Origin of the sequence: Lactococcus nasutitermitis, assembly GCF_018403765.1 — a bacterium.
In the GTDB taxonomy this organism is placed as follows: domain Bacteria; phylum Bacillota; class Bacilli; order Lactobacillales; family Streptococcaceae; genus Lactococcus; species Lactococcus nasutitermitis.
This window is the reverse complement of the sequence record NZ_BOVQ01000003.1, coordinates 268,701-280,627: the sequence shown is the minus strand read 5'-3', so window position 1 is coordinate 280,627 and position 11,927 is coordinate 268,701. Positions and strand designations below refer to the sequence as shown.

The 11,927-nt window shown below is 36.2% G+C and carries 10 protein-coding genes and 1 pseudogene; 10 read left to right on the top strand and 1 reads right to left on the bottom strand.

Going from position 1 to position 11,927, the window contains the following annotated elements:
• The first annotated feature begins 252 nt into the window (after positions 1 to 252).
• From KJS36_RS04030 to KJS36_RS04000, 8 genes and pseudogenes are all read left to right on the top strand, one after another.
• Positions 253 to 1,689 (top strand): amino acid permease, encoded by a 1,437-nt coding sequence (locus tag KJS36_RS04030; RefSeq protein WP_213534576.1) that lies wholly within the window; start codon positions 253 to 255, stop codon positions 1,687 to 1,689.
• A 275-nt stretch (positions 1,690 to 1,964) separates the two neighbouring features.
• A complete protein-coding gene (gene adhP / locus KJS36_RS04025; RefSeq protein WP_213534575.1) occupies positions 1,965 to 2,987 on the top strand; it encodes an alcohol dehydrogenase AdhP in 1,023 nt (340 codons plus the stop codon).
• 20 nt (positions 2,988 to 3,007) lie between these two features.
• A complete protein-coding gene (locus KJS36_RS04020) occupies positions 3,008 to 3,265 on the top strand; it encodes a hypothetical protein (RefSeq protein WP_213534574.1) in 258 nt (85 codons plus the stop codon).
• Between the two features lie 457 nt (positions 3,266 to 3,722).
• Positions 3,723 to 4,313 carry a hypothetical protein gene (locus KJS36_RS04015; protein ID WP_213534573.1) on the top strand — a complete coding sequence of 197 codons (591 nt, stop codon included), beginning with the start codon at positions 3,723 to 3,725 and terminating at the stop codon, positions 4,311 to 4,313.
• A gap of 91 nt (positions 4,314 to 4,404) precedes the next feature.
• Positions 4,405 to 5,511, top strand: a complete 1,107-nt coding sequence (locus tag KJS36_RS04010; RefSeq protein WP_244842624.1) for a radical SAM/SPASM domain-containing protein — start codon at positions 4,405 to 4,407, stop codon at positions 5,509 to 5,511.
• Positions 5,512 to 5,529: 18 nt separating this feature from the next.
• Positions 5,530 to 5,993 (top strand): annotated as a pseudogene (locus KJS36_RS10935) (ATP-binding cassette domain-containing protein); the annotation flags it as partial.
• Positions 5,982 to 6,434: an AAA family ATPase gene (locus tag KJS36_RS04005; protein ID WP_373306159.1), complete on the top strand. Its 453-nt coding sequence runs from the start codon at positions 5,982 to 5,984 to the stop codon at positions 6,432 to 6,434. The pseudogene KJS36_RS10935 and the gene KJS36_RS04005, both read left to right, overlap by 12 nt.
• Positions 6,421 to 7,143: an ABC transporter permease gene (locus KJS36_RS04000; protein ID WP_213534572.1), complete on the top strand. Its 723-nt coding sequence runs from the start codon at positions 6,421 to 6,423 to the stop codon at positions 7,141 to 7,143. Before KJS36_RS04005 ends, KJS36_RS04000 begins: the two co-directional genes overlap by 14 nt.
• An 85-nt stretch (positions 7,144 to 7,228) precedes the next feature.
• On the opposite strand, the gene lysS is transcribed toward KJS36_RS04000, so the two are convergent.
• Positions 7,229 to 8,680 carry a lysine--tRNA ligase gene (gene lysS, locus KJS36_RS03995; RefSeq protein WP_213534721.1) on the bottom strand — a complete coding sequence of 484 codons (1,452 nt, stop codon included), beginning with the start codon at positions 8,678 to 8,680 and terminating at the stop codon, positions 7,229 to 7,231.
• 222 nt (positions 8,681 to 8,902) lie between these two features.
• Between lysS and kimA the strand changes: the two genes are divergently transcribed.
• Both kimA and KJS36_RS03985 read left to right on the top strand, forming a co-directional pair.
• Positions 8,903 to 10,741: a potassium transporter KimA gene (gene kimA, locus KJS36_RS03990; RefSeq protein ID WP_213534571.1), complete on the top strand. Its 1,839-nt coding sequence runs from the start codon at positions 8,903 to 8,905 to the stop codon at positions 10,739 to 10,741.
• Positions 10,742 to 10,840: 99 nt separating this feature from the next.
• Positions 10,841 to 11,845: a YeiH family protein gene (locus KJS36_RS03985; protein WP_213534570.1), complete on the top strand. Its 1,005-nt coding sequence runs from the start codon at positions 10,841 to 10,843 to the stop codon at positions 11,843 to 11,845.
• The last annotated feature ends 82 nt before the right edge of the window (positions 11,846 to 11,927 follow it).

Genomic DNA, 11,927 nt, shown 5'->3' with positions numbered 1-11,927 from the left:
TGCAAAATTTTTCAGAAAAGAATATAATATAGAAAAAATAAAGAAGGAGAATCACAATGTTTAGCATTTTACCAACAGTCCATCATCATCTGCATAGGTAAAAGTTGTATCATACAAAAAGGTATAGATGCAACTTTAGCGTACACTAAACTGTATCTATGCCGGTGATTTTCAAAAAACAGCCGGATAGTCCTCACTATTCGGCTTTTTCTTTTGAAAAATCAGACTATAAAAAAAGAAAGAGTAAAAAAAATGGAAAATAAAAATAAGGTCAAGCGAAATCTCAAACAACGTCACATTACAATGATTGCGCTTGGCGGAACAATTGGAACAGGACTTTTCCTGACATCAGGCGCAACAATTAGTCAAGCAGGACCTTTTGGTTCAATCCTTGCTTATATCTTTATTGGAATTATGGTTTATTTCGTGATGACCTCACTTGGCGAAATGGCAACTTATCTTCCGACATCAGGTTCTTTTGCAGATTATGGTGGTCGCTATGTTGACCCCGCCTTTGGATTTGCGTTAGGTTGGAATTACTGGCTCAATGGTGCGATTACAATCGCTGTCGATTTGACAACTGCCGGACTGATTACCCAATTTTGGTTTCCTCATATTCACGCTTGGATTTTTTCGGGGATTGCGACAGTCCTTATCTTCATCATCAATATTCTCGCCGTTCGTGCATTTGGCGAGACAGAATATTGGCTATCAACGATTAAAGTTATCACAATTATCATTTTCCTCATCATCGGTGTCCTCACGATTGTGGGCGTTTTAGGTCAAGGAAATGTAGATGTTGCAAAAAATCTCACAGCAGGTCATCACGGCTTTGTTGGTGGAATTGGTGGTTTTGTCGGAGTCCTTCTCATTGCAGGATTTAGTTTCCAAGGAACAGAGCTTTTAGGTGTCACAGCAGGCGAATCTGAAAATCCTGAAAAATCTATTCCTAAAGCAATGAATTCAATTTTCTGGCGTATTCTCTTGTTTTATATTTTCACGATTATTGTTATCGCAGCAATCATCAACTTCAAAGACCCTCGACTGCTCAATCCGAACTCAACAGCCGTCATGAGTCCTTTCACAATCGTCTTTAAAAATATTGGCTTTGCAGTTGCTGCGAGCGTTATGAATGCGGTCATTTTGACTTCCGTTATTTCCTCAGCAAACTCCGTCATGTATGCTTCAACGCGTATTCTCTACTCATTAGGTCGTGAAAATGGTGCGCCAAAATTCTTTGGGCGCACAGCAAAAAATGGCATTCCTTTTTATGCTCTGCTTGCTACATCAATCATCTGTTTCATCACATTTTTAACAGGTATTTTTGGAACTCAAATCTATCTTTTCCTTGTTGACGTATCAAGTCTTACAGGATTTCTCGCTTGGCTTGGAATTTCTATCAGTCACATTCGTTTCCGCCGCGCTTATATCGCACAAGGGAAAAAACTTGAAGATTTACCTTACACAGCAAAATGGTTCCCATTTGGACCACTCGTTGCGCTTCTTATGACCGCAGCGATTGCCTTAAATCTTGATCCAACACAACTTTTCAGTAGCCGTTGGGGAGAAGCACTCAGTATTTACGCCGCTATACCGATTTTCATCTTTTTGTATCTTGGCTATAAATGGAAATATAATACAAAACTCATTCCACTTGAAGAAGTAGATTTGAGCCGAGATAAAGATTAAAAGAGCGCTTGCTCTTTTTTTGTTCAATATTTAACAAATTATTTCTTACTTAAATTTTTCATATATTTTTTACTGATTTAGTGCTTATTTATTATGATAAATGTGAAAAAACTAACAAATTTGTTAAAAGCTAAAATAGCCCTTGTATATTTTTTTCAAAGTGGTAGAATAAAATTGTGATTGTTGTCACAATTTGGAAAAAGGGTACCCTTTTTCTGTGTTACTTAGTAACACAGAAACCTTATCCAGAAATACAAATGAAAGTTGGAAGAAGAATGAAAGCAGCAGTTGTACGTCAGAATCCAGATGGATATGCTGATATTGTAGAAAAAGAATTACGTCCAATCAAGTCAAATGAAGCTTTGCTAGATATGGAGTATTGTGGTGTCTGTCACACAGACCTCCACGTGGCAGCAGGCGATTATGGAAATATGGCAGGAACGGTTCTTGGACATGAAGGAATTGGGATTGTCAAAGAAATCGGCGCAGATGTAACGTCACTCAAAATCGGTGATCGTGTGTCTGTCGCTTGGTTCTTTGAAGGTTGTGGACATTGTGAATACTGTGTCTCTGGGAACGAAACTTTCTGTCGTGAAGTAAAAAATGCTGGTTACAACGTCGATGGCGGTATGGCAGAACAAGCGATTGTGACAGCAGATTATGCCGTAAAAGTACCAGAAGGCCTTGATCCTATCGAAGCAAGTTCAATTACCTGTGCAGGTGTGACGACTTATAAAGCCATCAAAGTTTCAGGTATTAAACCAGGTCAGTGGCTTGTTGTTTTCGGTGCTGGTGGACTTGGAAACTTGGCAATCCAATATGCAAAGAATGTTTTCAATGCAAAAGTTATCGCAGTTGACATCAACCAAGATAAGCTCAACCTTGCAAAAACAATCGGTGCAGACATCATTATCAATTCTGGCGAAGTGAATCCAGTGGATGAAATCAAGAAATTGACAGGTGGTTTAGGTACTGAAGCCTCAGTTGTCTGTGCTGTTGCGCGTGTTGCCTTTGAACAAGCCGTTGCTTGCTTGAAACCAATGGGACAAATGGTTGCTGTCGCTCTTCCTAATACAGATATGACTTTATCAGTGCCTACAACCGTTTTTGATGGTGTGAAAGTTGCAGGTTCACTCGTTGGAACGCGTGAAGATTTGAAAGAAGCCTTCCAGTTTGGCGCTGAGGGTAAAGTAACACCAATCGTAGCAACACGTAAACTCTCCGAAGTTAATGATATCATTGACGAAATGAAAGCAGGTAAAATCGAGGGACGTATGGTTATCGACTTTACCAAATAAGAGGAAAAAGGAGTTTTAAAATGTCTTTAGATAATCTAACTAGTTATAGTAGTAGTGATTATAATAATCTTTCACAATTTGAACAAGAAGAAATTACGAATAATTTTAAAGAAGCTATCTTGTACAAAATGAAAGAAAAACACCTTCAAATAGATGATGTGTGTGATAAAGCAGGTTATACCGCTCGTCAATTATCTTCGGCTCTGTATTCTGATTCAGTGAATTATGAAACTCATGCAGAACTGCAAAGAATTCTGGCAGTTGTTAATAGCATTTAAGAATTCATTCACATCTCCTTGTGATAAAACAATGAAATGACGAGCGTTATTACTCCCTACAGATTGGATTGGGTATCCGGTTTGTGGGGATTTTTTGTTATCTATATGAGAATAGTAGCTGTTTTTGGACTTTTATTAAGTGCATGAAATCACTTAAAGATTACAATGATAATGAACGATTTCAATGTGAATAAAAAATAATTAAAAGCAAAAAATTGTATTGACTGAACAATTATAGAGAAACATAATGTATAATATAAATATAAAGAATAGAGGGAAAATTATGGACTATTTAAAAGTTGTGATTAAAGATTCTTCAAAAACTAAATCAGTCAATGAAACTGTGAAGAAGATGTTTAACCCTTTCCCTAATACGCAGAGAAATGATTAAAGGCTAAAAATTAAAAAAAGCAAGGTCGTAATTTTTTACGTTCTTGCTTTTTTAAAAGGAGATAAAATGGCAAAAAAATCAATATTAGTTTTGGAAAGTGGTAATCAATATATTCATAGTTTAACGCATAAAAAAGTTATGAAAAAAGAAGAATATCAGTTATACGTTAATGGCATAATGTTATCAGATGAGATTGATGAAACTCTTTATTTGAAACATTTATTCTTATCATCATTATTTGGAAATAGAATTTTTCTTACTTTTGAGCCATCAGAAATTGAAAATATAAAAAAATTTATTCAAAAACTGCCGAGTACCGTACAAATTATTTTAAAATTTCCGAAAAACTATAGTATGGCAGATATAGATGTAAGAAACAAAAAAAGAATCTCAGTAATAGTAGTAAATGATCGAATTTATATTCAACGTAGGGGATATTATCAATTATTTACAAAAGAGTGTGAATTAACGCAACATGAGTTATTGATGGTGTCCTCAGTTATATTTCTACCTGACTATGTATTTCAGTCATATAGAAAAGAAGAAGATTTAGACGGTTTTATGGATGGGAAAATCAAATGTTATTGTAATGCAGAAAAAATATTTACTGAAAAATTTGCCCTTATTCTAAAAAATATTAAGGAGACGGCAGTATGAGAATTAATAAGTATGTAAATTTATTAAACCTAAAAAATGGAGATTTATTATTATATAATCAATTAACAAAACAGCATATCATTTTGAAGTAATGCCTCAAGAGTTACTTTTATCAGCAATTTCACAGAAAAAACTACCTAAAAGTTTGAAGAATAAATTAGTGAAAGAATATTTTTTAGTAAATGATAATTTTGATGAAAAAGAAAGATTATTTGTTCCTATAAGAAATATGTGTAGATATTCAACAGCTACTCTGCATATCGTTGTACATTTAAACTATGATTGTAATCTCAAGTGTAGTTATTGCTACCAAAATGTGATATCTAATAAAATGGTAATGTCTGGGGACACTGAAAGAGCAGTGATACAATTTATAGATAAACTTGTAGAGGATAAAAATCCTGAATATATTGATTTGAACTTTATTGGAGGAGAGCCGATGCTTCATGTTGATAAAATAAAAAGAATCATGCAGGCATGCAATAAAATGAGTAAGAACTTTAATTTTAGTGCTGTTTCAAATGGAACCTTTGGGAATACTTCACAATTAAATGAACTGGCTGATTTAGGCTTAAAAGAGTATTTTATCACACTTGATGGACTGGAATCGGAACATGATAGATATAGAAAGTATCAAAACGGAAGGGGATCTTTTTCAACTATAATTAAAAATATTAAAAAAATGCAAGAAAAATTTCCAGAAATAAAAGTTTTAATAAATTCAAATCTTAATGAAGAAAATAAAAGAAAAGTTCCTGAACTGTTAGATTATCTGATACAGCAAGACGTGTTATACCCAGTAGTATTTAGTGAGGTTATTGATACGGCGGCTTCAAAGTTTAATGGTACGATAAAAGACGGTGAAACTTCATGGTATGACGCTCATAAAGCGGCAATAGATAGAGGTTATCATTATAAACCATATACACGAGAAATAGACTTAGCCTGTAGTAGGAATATCGCAAATTATTATATTATTGGTGCAGATGGTTTTCTCTTTTCATGTATCGAAGCAGTGGGAATGAATGAGTTTAGGCAATGCCATACATCGGATTATGGAACAGCGATGTTCGATATTATTCGTTCACAAACTCAGGATGTTAAATACTCTTCAAAAAGATGTAATAGTTGTGAGTTCCTACCTCATTGTGATGGAGGGTGTTATTATAGGCGAAGTATGATGATTTTAATTGTCTGAAAGAAAAACTACAAAAAAATGATGTTCCAATACTTAAAGAAATATTTGAGGTTCAAAATGTCTGATATAATCACTGTTTCAAATTTATCAAAAACTTTTGGAGATAATAAAATAATTGATAATCTGTCTTTTGCTGTTCCAGCGGGTAAGGTTTTTACAATTTTAGGAAAAAATGGTGCAGGAAAAACAACTTTAATAAAAATGTTGTTAGATATTTTAGCGGCAGATAGGGGGCGATTTATTATAAAGGAAAACCTATAAGTGCTTATGGACAAAATTTTTATAAGTTGGTTTCAGCCGTACTTGAAAACGCAGAAAATACTTATGGTTATTTGACGGCACGTGAAAATATTAAATATTTTGCAGCTCTATATGGTAAAAAAATTACGAATGAAAAAATTTCTCAACTGTTGCAAAATTTTGATTTGCAAAATGCTGAGAGGACCAAAGTTTCTTATTTTTCTAGGGGGATGAAGCAGAAATTATCTATTATTTGTAGTTTACTGAATGATGCAGATATTTTGTTTCTTGATGAACCAACACTTGGACTAGATTTTAAAGCCAATAAAGAACTTCTGGCAATGATAAAAATGATGACTACTGAGAGGGGAAAAACAGTTATTTTGACAAGTCATCAGGCTGAGGTAGTTTCAATATTGGCAGATAATATACTTTTACTTGATAAGGGGAAAATTTCTTACTTAGGAAGTTATGAGAATTTTATCCGAGAAAATAGTCTAACTATATATGAAATACAAACAGAAAAGGAAAAATATGATTTTGAAAATCAAGAAGCTGCTGAACAAAAATTAGAAGTATTGATAACGGAAAAACAAAAAATAATCTCATTTATTGAAAAAGAAAAATCAATAGATGAGATTTTAATCAGTTATTATGAAGGAGAAAATCATGTTCAAGGCTGAATTGAAACGAAATTTACGAGAGAGTTTAAATTTTTATCCAGATCTTTTGTCAAATTTTTTTATGACAATTCTGTTGTTTTGTATGTTTATGGTTCTTGGGGGAGCAGTAGCAAGCAGAAATTATATGGGGTATGCTTTTTGGTTTCTATTAAGTGGTGTTGTTTCAGAAGCTTCAATATCGATATCGTATGAAAAACAAAGAGGAACCCTTGAACAGCTTATTTTAAAGCCTATATCATTAATAAAAATTCTTTTTATTAAATCAATCATTTGGGGAATTTTTAATTTGTTACAAGTGGTTTTTGCTACGATTGTATTATGTGCTATTTTTTCTATAAAGCTTAATGTAACGTGGGTAGCCTTACTAGTCTTAATAGTCAACTTTTTTGGAATTATCGGGTTTTCTATGATTTTTTCTGCTCTCACATTACTATTTACCAAAACAGCGTCATTTCTAGCGATTATTGGTTATTTGCTTTTATTTGCTTCTGGTGCGCTCATTCCTGTTGAACGCCTTCCCTTTTTCTTTAAAGTTTTGGTTTATATTTTACCGATGAATTTTGGGTTAAACTTAATTCAACGGCCTTTTTCTCTGATGCAATTTATGTTATTGATAGCTCAAACTATTTTCTGGATAATTTTGGGCAGATGGATATTTAATTTGATTTATAAAAGAAGTAAAATAAAGGGATTAAGTACCAGGTATTAGTCGGATTGGGAAGGCCACCAGCGCTTCAAAATTAGAGTAAATAGTAAAAAGAACAAGAGGTATTGCTAACCCTTGTTCTTTTATTTTATTTCATTGTTGGGAAAAGAAGGACATCGCGAATGGATGTTGTGCCTGTAAAGAGCATTACCAAACGGTCAATTCCGATACCGAGTCCACCTGTTGGTGGCATACCGTGTTCGAGGGCTTCTACGTAGTCGTAGTCGACACCAGTTGCTTCATCGTCACCCAATTCTTTGTCGCGTGCTTGAGCTTCAAAACGTTCGAGCTGGTCGATAGGATCGTTTAATTCTGAGAATGCGTTGGCGAATTCATGTCCGTCAATGAAAAACTCAAAACGGTCTGTGAAACGTGGGTCTTCTTTATTCATTTTTGCCAAAGGAGAAATTTCTTTTGGATGACCAAAAACAAAGGTTGGTTGAATCAGAGTTTCTTCAATATATTTTTCAAAGAATTCATTGATAATATGACCAACGGTAAAATGACGCTCGACATGAATGCCGTGTTCTTCGGCAAGTTTTGTCGCTTCTTCAAGTGTCATTTCTTGCCAGAAGTCAATACCAGTTGCTTCTTTGATAGCATCAACCATGTGGACGCGTTTGTATTTACCGCCAACATTGATATCTTTGCCGTTATATTCGATAATTTCCTTGCCAACGATATTTTTAGCAACATGTTGGAAAATTCCCTCGGTCAAGTCCATGATATCATTGAAATCAGCGTAAGCTTCGTAACTTTCAAGCATGGTAAATTCAGGATTATGCGTGGCGTCCATTCCTTCATTACGGAAAACACGACCGATTTCGTAAACTTTTTCCATACCACCAACAATCAAGCGTTTGAGATAAAGTTCAAGCGCGATACGGAGTGCCATGTCAAAGTCGAGAGCATTGTGATGTGTGTAGAAAGGCTTCGCAGCAGCTCCACCTGCTTCATTGTGAAGAACAGGAGTTTCTACTTCAAGATAGCCACGACCGTCCATATAACGGCGAATTTCGCTGATGATGTGGCTACGTGTGATGAAACGGTCAAAGCTTTCACGATTGGAAATCAAATCCAAATAACGTTTACGATAACGTGTTTCTGTATCTTGCAGACCGTGCCATTTTTCAGGAAGCGGACGCAAAGCTTTGCTCAAAAATGTGATATGACTAGCTTTAATGGTGACTTCGCCAGTATCAGTTTTCATGATTTCACCGTCAACACCGAGAAAATCACCCAAATCAGCTGTTTTGAAGATTTGATAATTTTCTTCGCCGACTTCATCTTTACGCACATAAATCTGAATTTGACCTTCGCGGTCTTGAAGATGGGCGAAGCCAACTTTTCCTTTACCACGTTTTGTCATCATTCGACCAGCAATCGTTGCTGTGAGATTTTTTTCGGCAAGTTCTTCTTTTGTATCTTTATCAAACTCGCTGTGGAGTGTTTCAGAGGTGTGTGTGCGGGTAAATTTATGTCCAAATGGGTCAATGCCAGCTTCGCGCAATGTTTCCATTTTCTCGCGACGGACTTTCATTTGGTCATTTAATTCTTCAATTTCAGCCAAAATTTTAGCTCCTTACTTTTACTTATATTCTTGCTTATTTTATCATATTTCTATAGAATTTTACAGTTTTCATCACATTGAAAGGGCTTTGATTTTAACAAAAAAATTTTTTTGCCAATTTTTTAGAAAATAAGTGTAGAAATAAAGAAAAAGTGCTATAATAGTTTGGTTATTATTCATAGGAGCTTTATTTTGAAAAAATTTAAAGAAATTTTGATTGGTAAGCCGCTGAAGTCAACGAATGATGAATCGCATTTGTTGACGAAACTTCAGGCGCTTGCTATGTTGTCAAGTGATGCTTTGTCTTCGATTGCTTACGGTCCTGAGCAGATTATTATTGTGCTGGTGACGGTGGGCAGTATGGCGACTTGGTACTCTCTACCTCTTGCCTTGATTATCTTGGTATTACTGTTTGCGCTCATTACGAGTTATACGCAGGTTATTCATGCTTATCCTTCGGGTGGTGGTGCTTACCTTGTTTCCACTGAAAATCTAGGCACAATTCCTGGACTTATCTCTGGTGGTTCGCTTTTGGTTGACTATATGTTGACGGTGGCGGTTTCGACATCTTCTGGCGCAGATGCAATTACCTCGGCTATTCCTGAGCTTTATAAGTATAATTTGCTGATTGCGATTATCCTTGCTTTGCTTTTGATGCTGATGAATTTGCGTGGCTTGCGTGAGTCGGCTTCATTCTTGATGGTGCCGGTTTATACCTTTATCACGACAACTTTTGTTTTGTTGGCTGTGGGGATTTTCCGGATTATGTCTGGAAGTTTGCCTTATCATGCGACAGCGCACGTGGGAACGACCGTAACGGGAGTGTCGTTAATCTTGTTATTAAAGGCATTTTCTACGGGTTCTTCATCATTGACAGGTGTGGAAGCTATCTCAAATGCGGTACCATTTTTCAAACGTCCGAAAGAGCATAATGCTTCAATGACGCTTGTAATGATGGGCTCAATCCTTGCTTTCTTCTTTGCTGGCGTTGTGTTCTTTGCTTATTGGATGGGAATTACACCTAAACCTACGGTAACTGTCATTGCGCAAATGGCGACGGGAATTTTGGGAACAGGACCAGTTGGGCACGTTGTTTTCTTCATCTTCCAGTTTGCGACGGCGTTAATTCTGGCTGTGGCTGCAAATACTGGGTATTCAGCATTTCCTGTACTTGCCTTTAATATGGCGAAGAATAAATATATGCCTCATATGTTTACCGCACGTGGCGACAGATTGAGCTTTTCAAATGGGATTATCAGTTTGGCAGCTGGTGCTGTGGTATTGTTGCTCATTTTCAATGGACAGACAGACCGTTTGATTCCACTTTATGCAATCGGTGTGTTTACGCCATTTACCTTGGCGCAAGTTGGGATGGTTGTACATTGGCGCCGACATAAAGAGGGCAATTTCTGGTTGCATTCTATTCCAAATATGATTGGTGCGGTGATTTCGTTTTCTGTTGTTATGATTTTGCTTTTGTTTAGAACGGGTGAAATCTGGCCATTCTTCATTGTTTTGCCGATTTTAATTATTGGTTTCATTCGCATCCATAGTCACTATGTGAATGTGGCACAGCAACTTCGTTTGCGCGAGGGAGAACCTGAGCATAAATACAAGGGAAATACGGTGATTGTTCTCGTGGGAAATGTGACGAATGTCGATTTTGGTGCGATAAATTACGCGCGTTCAATCGGGGATTATATCATTGCTCTACACGTTTCGACCAATGAAAATACGGCGAAAGAGCAAGAAATTGAACATGATTTTGAACGTGCTTTCCCAGATTTACATTTGACGGTCATTCGCACGAGCTATCGATCAATTATCACGCCTGCTGTGCGTTATATCAATTTGGCGGCAAAAAATGCGAAGAAACATGATTATACGACAACAGTGTTGATACCGACATTTATTCCGTCGAAACCTTGGCAAAATATGTTCCACAATCAGACAGGGCTGCGTTTGCGCTACTATCTGAACTCACATGAGGATATTATTTTGGCTAGTTATAACTATCATTTGAAACGTTAATAAGAATGGAAATAGGATTTCTTTGGAAATTCTATTTTTATTTGGAAGATGATAGATTTTTTCTGCAAAAATCGGGGAAAGTCTGATATAATAGTTTTCATGTTGATTAAAAAGATAGCGCCGGGTTTTTTGCTGAGTTTTGTGATTGCGCTGGTGAGTTATGCGCTGAATGTTTTTGTTTTCAAAACTCTGGGCGCAGCTACGATTGCGATTTTACTGGGGATTTTACTGGGAAATATTTATTTTAAGCAAGCTGTACTGTTTGATGGGACAGCTTGGTCGGAGAAGAAGTTGCTGGAATTTTCGGTAATGTTTCTCGGTGCGACGGTGACTTTTCAAACGATTGAAAAATTGGGCTGGAATGGTGTATTTTTTATCATTGTTCAGATGCTTTTGACGATTGTTTTTGTACTTTTTATAGGAAAAAGATTAGGATTTTCTAAAAATGTCGCTCAGTTAATGGCGGCTGGGAATGCAGTTTGTGGTTCGTCTGCGATTGCAGCGGTAGCGCCAGTGATTACTGCTGAGGATAAAGAAAAACGAACAGCGATTACGATGGTAAATATCATGGGAACGTTGTTGATGTTGAGTTTGCCGGCATTGGGAACGTTTATTTTTGGACATTCTGATTTATTGCGTGGGGCGTTGATTGGTGGAACGGTACAGTCTGTTGGACAAGTTGTAGCTTCGGCGACAATGGTAAATACTGGGACGACGACACTTGCGACCTTGTTTAAAATCATGCGGATTATTATGCTGGTTTTTGTTGTTTTATATTTTGGATATTCTCATAGAAAAGCTTTGAAAAATGAGAATGATGAGAAAGAGATTAAAATTCAACGTCATTCATTTTTACCTTGGTATGTGATTGGTTTTGTGATTTTATGTACGCTGGATACTTTTGTCCATTTTGTACCGCAGGTTTCTGGGCTGGCACATTTTCTTTCAACTTGGTGTGAAACAACGGCGCTGGCGGCGATTGGCTTGCGCTTGAACTTGCTAGAATTTGTCAAAGCTGGTAAAAAATTATTGCTTTATGGATTGTCAACAGTTGTGTTTCAAGTGATTGTGGCTGTCATTTTGATTGAATTTTTGTTAAAATGACTTAGGAAATTTTTTGACATAGGACAGCGTAGCGAAGCGGAGATACGAATATGCTAGTATGTTTTGACATAGGATAGTCGTT